General features: G+C 34.3%; 15 protein-coding genes and 1 riboswitch. Of the genes, 10 read left to right on the top strand and 5 right to left on the bottom strand.

Annotated features, from left to right (window positions below; translation table 11 throughout):
* Positions 1-17: 17 nt before the first annotated feature.
* A riboswitch (TPP riboswitch) is annotated at positions 18-117 on the bottom strand.
* 178 nt (positions 118-295) lie between these two features.
* The 8 genes from ACY2LT_RS00815 to lpxK all read left to right on the top strand — a co-directional run bounded on the left by ACY2LT_RS00815 (position 296) and on the right by lpxK (position 7,522).
* A complete protein-coding gene (locus ACY2LT_RS00815; RefSeq protein ID WP_491815714.1) occupies positions 296-1,438 on the top strand; it encodes a heparan-alpha-glucosaminide N-acetyltransferase domain-containing protein in 1,143 nt (380 codons plus the stop codon).
* Positions 1,439-1,600: 162 nt separating this feature from the next.
* Positions 1,601-3,175, top strand: coding sequence for a tetrathionate reductase family octaheme c-type cytochrome (locus ACY2LT_RS00810; protein ID WP_491815713.1), 1,575 nt, complete (start codon positions 1,601-1,603; stop codon positions 3,173-3,175).
* Positions 3,176-3,177: 2 nt separating this feature from the next.
* Positions 3,178-3,840: a cytochrome b/b6 domain-containing protein gene (locus tag ACY2LT_RS00805; protein ID WP_491815711.1), complete on the top strand. Its 663-nt coding sequence runs from the start codon at positions 3,178-3,180 to the stop codon at positions 3,838-3,840.
* The gene (locus ACY2LT_RS00800; protein ID WP_491815710.1) at positions 3,824-4,342 is read left to right on the top strand and encodes a YeeE/YedE thiosulfate transporter family protein; all 519 of its coding nucleotides are present in this window, start codon (positions 3,824-3,826) and stop codon (positions 4,340-4,342) included. The genes ACY2LT_RS00805 and ACY2LT_RS00800 overlap by 17 nt, the downstream gene beginning before the upstream one ends.
* A gap of 13 nt (positions 4,343-4,355) precedes the next feature.
* Positions 4,356-5,555, top strand: coding sequence for a YeeE/YedE thiosulfate transporter family protein (locus ACY2LT_RS00795; protein ID WP_491815709.1), 1,200 nt, complete (start codon positions 4,356-4,358; stop codon positions 5,553-5,555).
* Positions 5,556-5,661: 106 nt separating this feature from the next.
* The gene (gene rpmG, locus ACY2LT_RS00790) at positions 5,662-5,841 is read left to right on the top strand and encodes a 50S ribosomal protein L33 (protein WP_491815707.1); all 180 of its coding nucleotides are present in this window, start codon (positions 5,662-5,664) and stop codon (positions 5,839-5,841) included.
* Positions 5,842-5,904: 63 nt separating this feature from the next.
* Positions 5,905-6,498: a lysophospholipid acyltransferase family protein gene (locus tag ACY2LT_RS00785; protein ID WP_491815706.1), complete on the top strand. Its 594-nt coding sequence runs from the start codon at positions 5,905-5,907 to the stop codon at positions 6,496-6,498.
* Between the two features lies 1 nt (position 6,499).
* The gene (lpxK, locus tag ACY2LT_RS00780) at positions 6,500-7,522 is read left to right on the top strand and encodes a tetraacyldisaccharide 4'-kinase (protein WP_491815705.1); all 1,023 of its coding nucleotides are present in this window, start codon (positions 6,500-6,502) and stop codon (positions 7,520-7,522) included.
* On the opposite strand, the gene ACY2LT_RS00775 is transcribed toward lpxK, so the two are convergent.
* The 4 genes from ACY2LT_RS00775 to rsmB form a co-directional block, all read right to left on the bottom strand.
* Entirely contained in the window at positions 7,509-8,828 is a 1,320-nt protein-coding gene (locus ACY2LT_RS00775; RefSeq protein ID WP_491815704.1) for a glycosyltransferase family protein, read from the bottom strand. The genes lpxK and ACY2LT_RS00775 overlap by 14 nt on opposite strands.
* Positions 8,828-9,703 (bottom strand): YicC/YloC family endoribonuclease, encoded by an 876-nt coding sequence (locus tag ACY2LT_RS00770; protein WP_491815703.1) that lies wholly within the window; start codon positions 9,701-9,703, stop codon positions 8,828-8,830. The genes ACY2LT_RS00775 and ACY2LT_RS00770 overlap by 1 nt, the downstream gene beginning before the upstream one ends.
* A 74-nt stretch (positions 9,704-9,777) precedes the next feature.
* Positions 9,778-10,539 (bottom strand): OmpA family protein, encoded by a 762-nt coding sequence (locus tag ACY2LT_RS00765; RefSeq protein ID WP_491815702.1) that lies wholly within the window; start codon positions 10,537-10,539, stop codon positions 9,778-9,780.
* A gap of 29 nt (positions 10,540-10,568) precedes the next feature.
* A complete protein-coding gene (rsmB, locus tag ACY2LT_RS00760) occupies positions 10,569-11,936 on the bottom strand; it encodes a 16S rRNA (cytosine(967)-C(5))-methyltransferase RsmB (RefSeq protein WP_491815701.1) in 1,368 nt (455 codons plus the stop codon).
* Positions 11,937-12,016: 80 nt separating this feature from the next.
* On the opposite strand from rsmB, the gene ACY2LT_RS00755 reads away from it, so the two are divergent.
* Both ACY2LT_RS00755 and ACY2LT_RS00750 read left to right on the top strand, forming a co-directional pair.
* Complete coding sequence (locus ACY2LT_RS00755) at positions 12,017-12,793, top strand: hypothetical protein (protein WP_491815700.1); 777 nt, start codon at positions 12,017-12,019, stop codon at positions 12,791-12,793.
* A gap of 113 nt (positions 12,794-12,906) precedes the next feature.
* Positions 12,907-15,552, top strand: coding sequence for an OmpA family protein (locus ACY2LT_RS00750; RefSeq protein WP_491815699.1), 2,646 nt, complete (start codon positions 12,907-12,909; stop codon positions 15,550-15,552).
* A gap of 70 nt (positions 15,553-15,622) precedes the next feature.
* Here the strand turns inward: ACY2LT_RS00750 and purH are convergent, their stop codons facing one another.
* The gene (gene purH, locus ACY2LT_RS00745) at positions 15,623-17,170 is read right to left on the bottom strand and encodes a bifunctional phosphoribosylaminoimidazolecarboxamide formyltransferase/IMP cyclohydrolase (protein ID WP_491815698.1); all 1,548 of its coding nucleotides are present in this window, start codon (positions 17,168-17,170) and stop codon (positions 15,623-15,625) included.
* Position 17,171 lies beyond the last annotated feature (1 nt).

Genomic DNA, 17,171 nt, shown 5'->3' with positions numbered 1-17,171 from the left:
GAAACTCGGGGAAGAAGCCTTTGCGGTTTCCGTTTCCCTACGCCGGTATTATCCGGATCAGGTTCAAGGAGTTTTCTCTCAGCCAATACTATTGTATTAGCACCTCCAACGGAACATAAATGATAAAACGAACAAGCAGTAAAAATATTATTTACTTGAATAAAGAAATTGAAATCAATTAATTTCGTCATAAGTATTTGAGAAAATAACAAAGTAGTGATTGATTTTTTCTTTAATATGCAAGAAATTATTCATAATTTTGTATACTTTATTTTATAGTAAATTGATAAAAAAAATGTCAAATAATAATAATAGTAGCAGGCTAACAGCATTAGATTTCACCCGCTTTTTTGCAATGATTATGATGATGCAGGGACACGTAATTTATGAACTTGCAAGCCCCAATACAATTGATTATTCAACTTTTGGTTGGAGTGTTTGGAATTTTATCAGAGGACTTACAGCTCCTACATTTTTATTTATTTCAGGTGCGGTAAATGTTTTTGCAAACAAGCGCTTGGAGGATGGCTCGTTAGGCAAAGATATTATCTGGAAGAGAATAAAAATTGCCATAATGCTTTTAATCATTGGTTACTTGCTTGTTTTCCCTGCTGCAAAAGTGTATGATCTGCAATTTGTAAGCGAAGATTCATGGAGAATATTTTTCAGTGTAAATATTTTGCAACTATTTAGTGTATCATTACTATTACTGCTTACTTTGTTTATTGTAACGAAAAATAACAAAAAACTTGGCTATGTATCTTTATTTTTAGCTCTGCTTATTGTTTTTGCTTCGCCATTTGTGCATAAAGTGCATTGGTTCGACTATCTACCTGAATTTTTTGCTGCATATTTATCTTCTGAACACGGATCGTTATTCCCCGTATTTCCTTTTTCAGCGTATCTATTGTTTGGAGCTTCGTTTGGAGTTTGGTTGCAAAGTATAGATCGTAATCGACGCAATGAATTTTTGATGAAAACTTGTTGGAAAATCGGAGTGCCCACTATTTTAATTGGTTATCCGATGATGTTACTTTTCAACAAAGTAGATGTTCCATTTGTAGATGTAATGAGAGTATCTCCGGGTTTCTTTTTCATTCGTATTGGATTGGTGATGACAATAATCTCAATAATGACGTATATTTACAACCTGACAAAACCTTTAGGTAAATATTATTCAATGTTTGGAAAGAAAGCAATTTACATTTACGTTATACATTTAATGCTAATATACGGCTCACCTATTTCTGTAGGATTAGCAAAGTATTTTCGTTCGCAACTTACTCTGGAATATTCGATTTTAGCTGCATTATTTGTAATCTTTGCAACTTTGGGAATTGTGTATCTCTATGAATATACTACTACAAAATACAAATATCCAAAAGTTGTATTTAGATATGCAGTTGCTGCATACCTTTTTTACTTTTTCTTTATTTAATTAACTTGCTATAATAATAGTCTTAAAGTCTTCCAATTAGTGCTAACTAAACGATTAATTGGTAATCAAATATTTATTAATTATTTTTCATTTATTTGCTTATTTCAAAACTCTATATTACTTTTGCGTTATATAACGTAACAGTAATACGGTTTAGTAATCATGAAAAAAACAATAGGATTAATTCTGATTTTTTTGCTGCCTGTATTGATAGTCTATTTATTATTTTTTGAACCAGAATATAATCCTACAAAGTTAGAATTATTAAAACAAACAATGCAGCAGAAAAAGAAATCGGCAGTAGATCACAGTAAATTTGCTGAATTGAATAAAAAATTTGAACGACCGCAAGAAATAACGAAGACCTGTATCAGTTGCCATAATAAGCGAGATATTGAAGTAATGGCAACATCTCATTGGCGTTGGTTAATAGACGAGTATATGGAAGGAAAAGGAATAATATCTCTTGGAAAACGAAATGCTTTAAATAATCATTGCATTTCAATCGGTGGAAGTGAAGGAAGTTGCAATAGATGCCATATCGGCTATGGTTATGATAGCAAGAATTTTGATTTCACTAAATCAGAAAACATTGATTGTCTGTCGTGCCACGACAATTCCGGGTTATACGAAAAAGAAAAAGAAGCGGCTGGATATCCAAAACCTAACTTAGATTTCGCTAAAATTGCTCAAAGCGTTGGTCGCCCAAAGATGGAAAATTGTGGATACTGTCATTTTAATGGTGGAGGCGGAAACAATTCGAAACATGGAGATCTGGAAGAGGCATTGTATACAGCCAATCGGAATGTTGATGTTCATTTAGCACGTGACGGTGGAAATTTTGATTGTGTGGATTGCCATAAAGCAGAAAACCATAATATAAAGGGCAGACTATATACTGTTGCATCAATGGATCGCAATCGTCTTTTATGCGAAGACTGTCATAGCGAAGCACCGCACAGTGAAAGTATTATCAATGAACATACTACTAAGGTAGCTTGCCAAACTTGTCATATTCCAACTTATGCAAAAGTAAACCAAACAAAAACTTTCTGGGACTGGTCGAAAGCCGGGAAGCTTAAAGATGGGAAACCATATAAAGTGGACAACGAACAAGGGAATGACATTTATTTGTCTGAAAAAGGAGAAATTCGGTGGGAAAGCAATTTAACCCCTGAATATGTTTGGTTCAAAGGCACTGCAACTCATTATTTATTAGGAGATAGCATAAAAAAAGTTCCAGTAAAATTGAACGAGTTCAATGCGAACTATTACGATATGAACTCGAAAATATACCCTGTCAAAATAATGAGGACAATCCAGCCATATGACCCTGTTTACAACAGGCTTGTATCCCCAAAATTATGGGACAAAGAAGAAGGAAAAGGAGCATTTTGGAAAGACTTTGATTGGGCAAAAGCAATTGATACCGGAATGAAATATGTAAATCTTGATTGGAGCGGGAAATATGGATTTGTTCAAACAGAGATGTATTGGTTGTTGAATCATATGGTATCCCCAAAAGAACAATCATTGAAATGCAACGATTGCCATACAAGAAATGAAAGCAGGTTGAAAGCAATTAAGGACGTTTACCTACCAGGAAGAGACAGGAATATCTGGATAGACAATATCGGAATAGCGATAATTTTGGCTGTAGTATTCGGTGTTGTAGTTCACGGCGGAACAAGAATAATCTACCAGAGAAGAAAGAAAAATAATAAAGGAGATAAATAATTATGAAAAAAATATATATTTATCGTGGATTTGAAAGATTTTGGCACTGGGCACAAGCATTTTTGGTATTTTTCTTAGGGTTTACCGGATTTGAAGTCCACGGTTCTTTTAGTTTTTTTGGATTTGAACAAGCTGTAAAATTGCATATAATTGCTGCTTATTCATTAATAATCTTGATTGTATTTGCAATATTCTGGCATTTTGCAACGGGAGAATGGAAACAATATATCCCTACTCTTGAAAACATCAACAAACAAATACGCTACTATATTACAGGGATATTTCATAATGCACCACATCCGGTACGTAAAACTGCATTGAGCAAGCTAAATCCTTTACAAAGACTTGTATATTTAGGACTTAAAATTATACTTTTCCCACTGATGATAACTACCGGCGTATTATATTTATTTTATAGATTTCCTCAGGATGAAACCGGAATTAAAATTACAATTAATAATTTAAGCACCATTGCTTATTGGCATACAATAGGAGCTTTCCTATTGGTTGCGTTTGTGATAGCACATTTATACTTAATTACGACAGGACAAACAATTACATCCAATTTAAAAGCAATGATTACTGGTTATGAAGAATTAGAAGAAGAACAAGAACAAGAACAAGAAAAAGAAAAAGAAGAGGTTGAAGATGAAAACACAAAATAATTTTATGAATCCATATTTGGCTGGATTTTTATTGGGTTTGCTGCTGCTTGTTACCTTTGTAGTTACAGGTCGGGGGCTTGGCGCAAGTGGAGCAATAAAAAGCGTAGTAGTGGCAGGAGTTGAGACAATTTCACCTACACACGCAAATAATTCGGAATTCTACAAAGAGTATGTAGCTTCACATAATGAAGGAGCGTTAAAGAACTGGCTTGTGTTTGAAATATTAGGGGTTATTGCCGGAGCTTTTGTTTCAGGATTGATAGCTAATAGACTGACCTGGAAGGTAGAGCACAATCCAAAAATAAAATCACGAACACGCTTAATTGCGGCATTATTTGGCGGAATGTTGTTTGGGATAGGTGCTCAATTTGGTCGTGGCTGCACAAGCGGTGCTGCTTTGAGCGGAATGGCTGTTCTTTCTGCGGGCGGGGTGCTTACAATGTTTGCTATTTTTGCCACAGCATATGCTCTGGCATATATTTTTAGAAAATTGTGGATATAGAGGAGAAAAATAAATGGGACCATTTGTTCCGGACATAATCAGCAACGAGTTAAACTTGGTTGTTGCATTGATAATTGGCTTCTTTTTTGGATTTATACTTGAACAGGCGGGTTTTTCCTCATCAAGGAAACTCGCAGGGTTGTTTTACGGTTACGATTTTACTGTGTTGAGAGTGTTTTTTACTGCTGGTGTAACTGCAATGATAGGGATAATAGTGCTAAGCTATTTAGGAATAGTAGACTGGAATATGTTGTACATAAACCCGACATTTCTTTACTCTGCTATTATTGGTGGAGTTATAATGGGAGCAGGCTTTATTATTGGAGGATATTGCCCTGGAACGAGTTTTGCAGGAGCATCTATAGGTAAAATTGATGCAATAATATTTATCATTGGTGGATTATTAGGAGTATTTATTTTTGCAGAGCTTTACCCGTATTTCAAAAGTATTTACCTTGGATTTGACTATGGAGAATTGAGAATAGATAAGTTATTAAACGTAAACCCGGGGATTATTGCTTTTGGATTTACGTTAATGGCTTTTGTTGCATTTATCTTCACATCAAAGATTGAAAGTAAAGTAAATAAAATTAACACAAATGGTAAAAAGTTTTTTGAAATTTTAGAAAACAAACCACTAATATTTGGATTTATTTTTATAGCAGTATCATTAATTCTTACCTTTTTGCCGACCAGAGAAGTATATTTACAAAATAAAATTCAAAAAATTGCTCAGAAAAATGAAATTAAGCATATTGACCCATTAGAATTTGCATTTAGAATAATTGATGAAGATAATTCTTTAGTAGTCGTTGATTTGCGAGAAAAGAGCGATAAAAGAAATAAAACAATACCCGGTTCGAAAAATATTCCATTCGAGGAGATATTCCTGAAAGAAAATCAAAATTTCATCAAAAAAAATCCTAAAACAATTGTATTTGTTGATAATCAAGGCACTTTATCAAGCAAGGCAGTAGCATTTGCTAACGAGATTGGAAATCATAGAACAGTAGCTCTTCAGGGTGGTTTAGACAGCTTTTGGAAACAGTTTCAAAACAAACCAAAAGAAATCAACCAAAACGATTTGCATCAAATTGCATACATAAATTTCATTACATCTGCACCAGAAAAATTACAAACACTTGAAACAAAATATTCACGCAGCACACAGGATACGGATACAAAACCTAAGAAAAAATCAGGTGGTTGCTAAGAGTGAAAAAGTGAGCAGAAAATATTCGAGCTAAAAAAGAAGTTTTGAAAATATGTAATATATAGTTAATTTTGTAATTACTAAAATTGTATAATGGAGTTTGGAAATGGCAAAAAAAGAACAAAGATTTATGATTACGCTCGAATGCACTGAAGCAAAAGCTGAAGGGAAACCAGCTTCGAGATACACAACAACAAAGAATAAGCAAAATACCCCTGAAAGATTGGAGCTCAAAAAATACAATCCTTTTTTGAGACGTCACACTATTCACAGAGAAATTAAGTAATTAGGCTAATTTAAAAGAAAAAATGCCTTTCGAGTTGTATTTTGGAAGGCATTTTTTATTTTTATGAAAGCTATCGGAATAAAAATACTGCACAGATTAATTGCACTTGTAAGCTCAACCTGGAGAATTAAAGTTATTGGCGAATGTGAAGAAACGCCTGCAGTTTTTGCATTTTGGCACGGAGAGATGCTGCCAATCTGGAAATATTTTTCTCAAAAAATTGAAGAAAAATTTGCAATTGTAAGCCTGAGCAAAGACGGGCAAGTATTAGCAGAGCTATTAGAAAAGTGGAACTATTCCTTAATTCGAGGTTCTTCCTCAAAAAACAGCAAGGATGTATTGGAAAAGGCAACTGAATTAGCAAAAAATGCAAGTATTTTCATAACACCTGATGGTCCTCGTGGTCCTGCCCGAAAATTCAAAAACGGTGCAGCAATAATTGCCTACAGAAGTGAAGTGCCACTTCATCTTGTTCGTGCATTTATAAGCGGCAAGATTATTTTCAAGAAAAGTTGGGATAAATTTATTCTGCCACTACCATTTTCTAAGATACGTATTGTTATTTCTGAGAAGTATTATATTCCAAAAGAGCTTACGAGAGAAGAAGTCTCGGAAATGATTGTTAAAATTGAAAATACAATTAATTCAATCAGATAAAATGATAACTAATTTTTTTTCAAAAGTATACGGGAAAATAGTAAAATACAGAAATCGCAGGTATGACCGGGAAGAACACCTTTCGACAAAAATATCTATTCCCGTCATCAGCGTTGGTAATCTTTCAGTAGGCGGTACCGGCAAAACACCTTTTGAAGAACTTTTAGTAAAATTGTTGCAATCATTAGGTAAAAAGCCAGCAATTATTGGACGTGGATACAAAAGACAATCAAAAGGTGAAATAATTATTTGCGATGGGAAAAAAGTATTAGTTGATGCACGCGAAGGCGGAGACGAATTAGTACTGCTTGCAAGAAAGTTAATGGTGCCAATAATTGCAAACGAATCAAAAGTAGAGGCTGCATTGTCTGCTGAAAGAAGATTTGATATAGATTGTGTAATTGTCGATGATGGGTTTCAACACAGAGCGTTAAAAAGAAATATCGACATTGTGATTATAGACAAAGAAACAATCGAAAAGCCTTATTTGTTTCCGAAAGGAATGTTACGAGAACCATTGGAGTCTCTTAGTCGTGCAAATGTTGTATGTCTAACCGGTGGTGCAAAAATAACAGATGAATTGAAGCAGTTTACAAACCAAGATGCTATTTTCATAAAAGTAACTGTTCAAAGTGGAGACCCATATATTTTAGGAAATGCGAAAAGCGATCTTGAAGAAATTGACAGAATAAGAAAAAAGGAAAAAATTGTTGCTATTGCAGGAATAGCTAAACCTTACAGATTTTATGAAATGGTGAAAAAATTGGATTACAATCTTGTTAATTATTTGAATTTTAGCGACCATTATTATTATGATAGAAATGATATTGAAAAAATAAGACGCTTTGCTGAAAATAACAATTCACGTTATATTGCACTAACAGAAAAAGATGCTGTGAAATTAGTTCAATATATCGACAGATTTGAACATTATGGTATGAAGCTCATTGTATTTCCAATTACGATGACAATAAGCGAAGGAGGCAAGACATTTACAAATTTCTTAAAAATCAAGTTGGGGTAGCAATGCTATTTAATAGTTCAGCGAGTTTTTTAGCGGCATTCTTCCGTTCAAATTGTTGAATTACTTCCAGATTTGGCCTAATAATCGCAGAATTTGATTTCCATAAATTAATATACTCTAAAAAAATATCAGAAATAGTATTAATCTCGGTTTGGTGAGCAACTTTCCCAGAGTTTGTTTCATAAATTAAGCGAGCAATAGCTCCGTTGATAGGGGCAATTGCAAGTATTGGGCGATGAACTCCGATGTATTCATACACTTTTCCAGGAACTATTTCTTCGCTTTCTTTCGATTCATCTACAACAAGCAACAAAGCATCGGAAGCCATAAGATGAGCAATGCTTTCTTTGTGTGGAATATAGCCAATAATTTCAATGTTTTGTCTGAAAGAACAATTATTGAACATATCAAGAACTTCGTTGCCAAAACGCCCGATGAACTTTAATCTGAAATCATTGACGCTGATTTTATGTTGAGATAAAAGATTTTCGATAGCAATAAGTAAAGAATATGGATTTCGTCTGCCATACATTGAACCGGTATAGGTAAGCGTAAACTTCTCGTTTCTTTTGTATTCAACATTCGGGAAATCGTCGGAATCAAATCCATTTGGGACGTGAATAAATTTGTCTTTAATCAATCTAGGATATTTGGATAAAGCATCTTTTATGATTCCTTCCCAAGCACATTCAACATAATTACTTTCTTCGAATACTGATTTTTCCAAATATCTGTCTATCTTGGCAGGTATAAACCAACGTTTAGGAGCAGAAATAAATCCAGTCCAAGGGTCGCGAAAACCAGCGACCCAAGGCAATTTAGTTTTTCGTTTAGCATATCTTGCAATTAATGAACAAGTATAAGGAGGCGAAGATGAATAAATAGCCTTGCAATTGTATTCCCTGATAATTCTTATAGCTTCGTTTTTTGCAGTAAGCAGCCATCCGACGCGAGCATCCGGAATAAAAAAAGTAGCTCTGATAAATTCAGCGATACGTTCTTTTAAATTCAATTCCTGGTCATCTTTTTTTATAGTATTAACATCAATAGGAGTGCCGGGCTTTTTGCCTGTAAAAAACCTGTAAATATCATATGGTTCATAAATTTTAGTTCGACGAACAATCACATCATCCGGAATTTCAGCAAACAAAGATTCATCCCGAGCGGGGAATTGTCCATTTTCGACAGTAAGAACAATTGGTTGCCAACCGAACTCACGAATATACTTGATGTGTTTTAGAACACGTTGGACGCCCGGACCACCAGATGGTGGGAAATAATAAGCAATTACAAGGAAATTGTTCATTATTCAATATTTTGCACTTGTTCGCGAATTTTTTCAAGTTCTTCCTTGCAGTGAACAACAAGGTGAGAAATTTCGGTATCATTTGCTTTACTACCGATAGTGTTAATTTCTCTATGAATTTCTTGTAAAAGAAAATTGATTTTTCTTCCTTCAGAAACCTTAGATTTAACAGCATCATTGAAAAACTTGAAATGAGAATAAAGCCGAGTGCATTCTTCCGAAATATCGAGTTTATCGGCAAGCAAAATAATTTCAAGTTGGAGACGATGTTCGTCAATTTCATCACTTTCAAAAAGCTGAGCAACGCGATTTCTTAATCTTTCTCTTTCCTGAGGCACTTTATTTAAACTGATTTGTTCAATTTTTTGAACATTTTCGTGAATTTTTTTCATTCTGGCAATAATATCTTTTGAAATTTGTTGCCCTTCCCGAAGTCTCATTGCATCGAGGTTTTTGAGAGCCTGCTTAAGCGACTTGGTAATAAGTTTCATACAGGCATCTTCATTTATTGCATCATCTTGCTTATAGAGTAAATCACGAAAAACCAAAATATTTTCGAGTTTGACAGCATCTTTTAGCTTTAATTCTTTTTTGATTTGGTTAAGAACATTATAGCAGGCGGCAGCAGCTTCAAGATTTAAATTGAAACTTTTGACAGATGGATCGGCATCAACATTAATTGAAAGAAAAACGGTTGCTCGAGACAAATTACTTCTTAAAATTTCGCGAATTTCGAGTTCGTGGTGAGACAAAGATTTGGGCAATCGGCAATTAATTTCTAAGTTTTTACCATTTAATGTTTTTATTTCAACAGTAACGTAAATTCCATTTTCATTGAGTTCTACTTTGCTGAACCCAGTCATACTTTTGATCATAAAAATCCCATTTAAAATTTAGAATAATTACAAAATTACCTTATTTTAACGAATAAAAAAACAATAATAGGTAATTAGTCTGATTGTGATACTTTTGCAGGAGAGTTTATATCAACTCTGGAGATAGTGATTTCGACACGTCTATTTCTTGCTCTTCCTTCTTCTGTAGAATTGTCATCGACAGGTCTTTTATCGGCGAAACCTCTTATAACAATGTTATCACCGGACACACCAAGAGAAATAAGTCTATACCCAACATTTAAAGCACGAGCAACAGATAAATGCCAATTTGATTCATATTGGAAAGTCCTTATCGGAGTATTATCGGTATGTCCATCAATAAAAATAGTATTGTTCAGAGTAGACAATATTTTAGCAAGAGAATCAATAACAGTAATACCATCAGGTTGAATTTCGGCTTTACCCGAACGAAACATTAATTTTTCTGGAAGAACAACTACAAGCCCCTCTGAGGAAGTTCTAAGTGAAATTTCGCCTTTAGCTATATAATCTTTGAGAACAGTTGCTGCCTGGTTCTCAACTTCCTTTATGCCCTTAGCTTCACGAGGAGAAATCATAGGTTCTGGGATAGCTCTATGACCTGATTCAAGCACACCATCACCACCCTCAATTGGGTTTGCTGGCTGGCTTTTGAAATATTTGGTAAGTGCTGAAGAAATTTCTTTAAACTTTTCTTGATCAACTTGTGAAGAAGCATAAAGAATAACAAATAATCCCAAAAGCAAAGTAATCAAATCAGCATAAGTAACTAAATACCTATCTTTTTCTGAACCATGAGATGAGTGCTGAAAATTATTTTTTTTATTCAATTTCATATCTAATATATCGTCAGAAGTGCAAAGAACTAAACTTTAACAATACGAGCAGCAAAAGCACCATCAATCCCGTGAATATGCGGGAAAGTTTGCATAAAACCATCTTTACAAACTTTTTTAGGCAAATAGTTTTCAGCGGGATCAATCTGCAGGTCTTTGTAATTATCAAGCAGCCAATAAACAACTTCCTGATTTTCTTCGGGTTCGATTGTGCAGGTTGAGTAAATCAAAACACTACCTGTTGCCATAAATCTAACAGCATTCGAGATGATTTCTTTTTGTAATTCAACAATTTTTGGTATGTCGTCTGTATCCCGTTTCCATTTGATATCTGGTTTTTTGCGTAAGGTGCCCAATCCAGAGCACGGCAAATCAGCAAAAATCAAATCAACTTTTTCTTGCAAGCGAAGTTTACGAGCATCTTCTACAAGTGTGTCAATTATCGATAGTTTTAATCTTTGGCGACCTTCATTAATTGATTTAATCTTTGAAGAATATTTTTCGATTGCTAAGATGTTGCCTTGGTTCTTCATAAGTTCAGCAAGAAAAAAGGATTTCCCACCAGGAGCGGCAGCAATATCGAGGACTTTGTAATCTGGCTTGGGATTGGCGAGCATAACTGCAAGAGAAGCACTTGGGTCTTGAATTGTAATTTCACCATTCTGAAAAATTTCAGTAGAAGTAATATCAAATTTGGGATTTTTTAACAGGAATGTTTGTGGAAGATATTCACATTGGACGTATTCAACATTGTTTTTATCAAGCAGATATTTAATTTTGTCGATAGAGGAATTTAACAGATTAACTCTAATTGGAATGTATGGTCTTTGATTATTTGCAATGAGCAACTTTTCTGTTTCATCTTCTGAAAATCTTTCCAACCATCGCTTAACCATCCACTTAGGATGAGAATGAACAGTTGCAAGATAATAGACTAAATCTTCTTCCCTATCGGGATAACGAATTTTGTCTAAGTTCCTATGAAGGTTTCTCAGGACAGCATTCACCATACCAGCAGTTCTTTCGCCCTGAATTTGCTTTACTATCTCAACCGATTCATCTATTGCTGCATAGGCAGGTATTTTTTCTAAAAACATTATTTGATAAAGCCCAACTCGCATAGCATTTTTGACGAAGTTCAAACATTTTTGAAAATCGCCATTATAAAATCCGGTCAAAGCCCAATCTAATTTCAACTTCCAGCGAACAACCCCATTGATTAGTTCAGTGAGCAAAGCTTTATCTTGTTGAGTAAGTTCATTATTTTTAAGTTCGTTCGCTAATAATTTGTCCAAATAAGAATCGCTCCGCTCATAACGACTTAATATTCTGACTGCAAGATAGCGAACCCAGTTTAATTTTGATTTCTTCTCTTCGCTTAATTCAAAATTTACCATAAATAATGTAACGTTTTTTTGTTAAATTGTTAATTACAAATGTATAGTCGAATAAACAAGAAAAAACTTTTGGTGAATTTATGAAAAAGTTCCTATATATTGTATTAGCACTTTTTTCAATAAATACAGTTTTTAGCCAAATTTCTGACCCACTTACTCCTTCAATCCCTAAGAAACCAAAAGAAGCAGGTATGTTTATTGGTTTAGGTGGGAATCACCAACTTGGAACAAGCTATGTAGACTGCGAAGACTGCAAGTTCGAAAATGGGAATAGGTTTGGCTATACATTTGGATTAAATATGGAAGATTTTGTGAATGAGAATAGTATCAAATACGGATTTGCTTTAATGTATGAAAATATATCTGTTAAAGCAAGTTATAGGGAAAGAGAAGCCTTTGAATATGAAAAGAATAGATTTGTTGGTGTTAATTTCAGAAACACGAGCGAAATCAACACCAGTGCGTTAGCAATACAACCGTATCTGAAGTTTATTGGATTTGAATTAATGTTCATTAAAATATCTCCGTCAATCTCTTATATTATATCATCGAATTTAATACATAAAAAAGAAATATTAGATGAAAGCATATTGTTGCCAAATGGAGAGCAGGTAAAAATATTGTTCCCAGAAACTAATTCGAATAAAATAATTCTTGAAGATAATGATTATCGAGAAATTAATTCTTTACAATTTGGATTTGCAACCAATATTGGATTTGACTTCAAAGTTGATAATAACTACTATTTGTCTCCACAATTTTATTATTATTATCCATTTAGTAAATATTCTGATTATGGAGATAACTTTAAAATTTCAAATTGGAGAGTGTTAATCGAATTGAGAGTAAAAATTTGAAAATATTGTAATTTTAATTATAAATGATTTTGATTTTTTAAGATTTTAAGGTAATTTATTAATTGAAAATTATTAAAATATTAATTTTTAGTAAACAAACAAGGTGGATGTAAATGCAAAAGTTTAAGACATTTTCGCTGATTTCATTGTATTTATTTCTCTGCATATTGATTTCTCAGTCTTTGTTTTCTCAAAACACAAAAGAAAATGACGAGACTGCACTAAGTAACCAAATGCATTTAATTGCAATGAAGATTGAACCGTCTGAAGGGCAGTCCAATATCATTGCAAGCAGAAGAATTCGAATAATCAATTTAGGGCCGGTTGTCAATTGGCAAGGATTGGATTACGCTCCGACAATAAGTGCTGATGGCAGAACTTTATACTTTGTGTCGAACAGACCGGGCAGCAAGCTCACACCAGATGGGAAACCATCTCATGATTTTTGGGCAGCAAAAAAATTAGAAAGATTGGATTCAGTATTTTTCCAGCCATATAATATTGATACTACGACAAATTATGGGAGATTAGGTGTTAATACTGAATTAAATGAAGGCGTTGCTTCAATAAGTGCGGATGGTAGAACTTTGTATTTTACAGGTTGCAATCGTCCAGATGGAATCGGAGACTGCGATATATACAAGACAACAATCGAAGGTGATCGTTGGGGACGCCCTGTGAATTTAGGTAAGAACATTAATTCAGAAGTATTTGATTCGCAACCATCAATTGCACCTGACCAAAGTAGGTTATATTTTGTTTCAACCAGAAAAGGACCAAATAGCGATGGCAGAAATGTTCCAAAGAATTTTGATATTTGGTATTCAGATTGGGACTATGATTTAGAAGAATGGAAACCTGCTAAAAATTTAGAAGCAATCAATACAAAAGGGCGTGAAGTTTCACCATTCATAGCTGCAGATAATCAAACACTATTTTTTGCTTCTGATGGACACAAACCAAACTATGGAGGGCTTGATTTTTATGTTACTCGCTACGATCCTGTAACTAAAACCTGGAGTACACCGGAAAATCTGGGTGAACCAATTAATACGAAAGAAGATGAAATGTTTATCACTTTGCCTGCATCCGGTGATATTCTATATTTCTCTTCGAGAAGAACAGATATTCCAAGTTACCAAGGAGATTATGATATTTTTATGGCGTTTGTTCCTACATTCTTCCGTGCTGTAAACGTTGCTGGTACTGTTGTTGATGAATGTACCGGTGAATTTATCCCTGCAAAAATTGAGATAAAAAATCCTATTACCGGCAGAATATATACGGATTCTCTTAATTTGCAACGCACAAAATTTGAATATGTTGTAACCAACAGCGATTATGGTGAAGGAAAAGAGTCGGCTGATAGAGTTCAATTAGAAATAAGTGCTTTCAATCCAAAATATGGTAAAAGATCGGTATTCCAAGAAGTAATAAAACCAAAGAAAACAGACGATCCGGAAGAAGCCAAAAAATTCGCTGATGAAATTAATGTTAAAATATTAATGGGACAAAGACCAGTTCTTACGGCAGAAATAGATGAAGCAGATTATATTAAAAGAGCAAAAGTTGCCGACCCGAAACTCGCAAGTTATCGCGGACTTGTAATGGAAGAAGTTCAAACCTGGGATTTGTATCCTTTGTTGAATTATGTATTTTTTGATTTAGGTTCATCTGTTCTTCCGCCTCGCTATATTTTATTCAAATCACCTGAAGAAGCTAAGAACTTCACAGACACAACTATAGCAGGTGGTACACTGAATAAATATTATCACGTATTGAATATTTATGGTTATCGTTTGAATAAATTCCCGGATGCTAAGATTGAAATTGTAGGGACAACAGATGGTACTACTCCTGAAGAAAAGAGAGTAAATCTTTCGAAAGAAAGGGCTGAATTTGTTTATAATTATTTCAAGAATATCTGGAAGATAAGCCCTGATAGAATGAAACTTACATTTAGAGACAAACCTCTTGTAGTTTCTAATCTTAAAGATTCATTAGGAATACAGGAAAATCGTCGTGTAGAAATTCTTTGCGATGATTGGAATATTACAAAACCTGTATTTGATAAAGATCCTACTACATTCCCACAACCAGAAGAGATGAAATTTGTAATAAAGAATGGAATTGATGACGCAATAATTGCTAAAAGAAGAATTGAAATCAAGCGCGGGAATGAAAAATGGATGACATTGAATAATATCGGATTGACAGAACCCAATTATACTTGGGATTGGACAAATGAAGACGGGAAATATCCGAAAGATGAAGTTCCATATACAGCGCAATTAATAGTAACCACAAAGAGTGGAGCAGAATGTTCCTCCGATCCTATCACAATTCCAGTCAAGCAAATTTCTACATTAGAAAAGAAAACATCTGTAGTTGGTGATAGTACTCTTGAGCGCTATAATCTTATTCTTTTCCCATTCAACTCTGCTGAAGCAGGTGAAACAAACAACAGAATTATGCGTGAATATGTATATGACCGTGTAAAACCAACCTCTGTAGCAGAAGTTGTTGGGCATACTGACGTTGTAGGATTATTTGATCACAATCTGAAATTATCCGAAAGACGTGCTGAAACAGTTCGTCAAGGAATAATTAAAGCTACCGGTGGTAGATATGCTACGTTGAATTCAAAAGGCGTTGGCGAAGACGATCCATTATATACGAATGATTTGCCGGAAGGTCGTTTCTACAATAGAACAGTTCAGGTGGTTATTCGAACTCCAGTTTCAGAATACGAAAAATAATATCTCCTAACAATCTAAATAAAAGGCGGGATATAATTTATCCCGCCTTTATTTTATCAAGAAAACTCAATTAATGTCTGAAATGTCTTATCCCAGTGAAAATCATAGTTAAATTGAGTTCATCTGCAGTTTTAATAACTTCTTCATCACGGACAGAACCACCTGGCTGAATCACGGCAGTAGCACCAGCAGAAGCAGCATAACGAACACCATCATCAAACGGGAAGAAAGCATCAGAAGCAATAGCTGACCCGGTTAAATCAATACCTTGAAGTTTTGCTTTTTCAACTGCAATTCTCGAAGAATCGACACGCGACATTTGCCCAGCACCAATAGCCAAAGTTCTATCGCTTTTTGCATAAACAATAGCGTTGGATTTTACGTGTTTACAGACTTTCCAAGCAAATTTCATTGAATTAAGTTCTTCGTCTGTTGGTTTTCTTTTGGTTACAACTTGAAGATTATTCTCATTAAGGAGTAAATTATCACTATCCTGAACAAGCAATCCGCCAGGTACTGAACGAATGTTTTTCGAAGAATGTTTTTTCAGCAATTCAAAATTAACTTTTATTAGTCTTCTATCTTTCTTTTTCATTAGCAATTCCAAAGCATCATCGGTAAAATCGGGTGCAATTATTACTTCGGTAAACATAGAATGCATTGCATTGGCAGCATCGAAATCAATTTTCCTATTGACAGCGATTATTCCACCGAAAGGAGATACATTATCAGTAGCAAGTGCCTTTTCGAAGGCATTAGCAATAGTATCACCCAAAGCAACACCACAAGGGTTCGTGTGCTTAATTATTGCAAGAGCAAGTTCATCGAACTCTAAAATAAGTTCTGAAGCGGCACTAATATCAATAATGTTATTGAAAGAAAGTTCTTTTCCATGTAATTTTTCAAAAATGCAATTAAAATATCCATATAGAGCAGCATTTTGGTGAGGATTTTCGCCATAACGCAATGTTTGAGACAAATTGAAAGACAAATTTAGTTTTTCAGGAATTTCAATTTTATTACATTGATTAAAATAATTTGCAATAAGGCTATCATAATATGCAGTGTGAGAAAACACTTCCCCAGCAAGCTTCAAGCGATATTCTTCTGGGATTGATTGTCCTGCTTCGAGATAGGCAATGATTTCCGGATAGCGTTCTGGATTGACAACAACGGCAGTCCATTTGTAATTTTTTGCTGAAGCTCGAAGCATAGCCGGACCGCCTATATCAATATTTTCAATTAATTCTTCGTGAGTAACATTTTCCTTATTCAGAGTTTGTTCAAAAGGATATAAATTTACAACAAGTAAATCAATTGATTTAAGATTATTATCAGCAAGTTGTTGGATATGCGTTTCGTCTGATAGGTCTGCAAGCAAGCCAGCGTGAACAGCAGGATGCAAGGTTTTCACCCGACCACCTAAAATCTCAGGAAACCCAGTAAGCTGGGAGATGCTTTTTACCTCAATTGAAGCATCTTTGAGAATTTTAGCAGTGCCACCGGTTGAGTAAATTTCAATACCAAGATTTGCAAGTTTTTTAGCGAAATCAACAACACCGGTTTTGTCGGAAACAGAAATAATAGCCGTTTTGATTTTGTAATCGGATGGGTTCATA

This window comes from Eximiradius proteiniborus (assembly GCF_058546985.1).
This window is presented reverse-complemented; position numbering and strand designations above follow the sequence as displayed.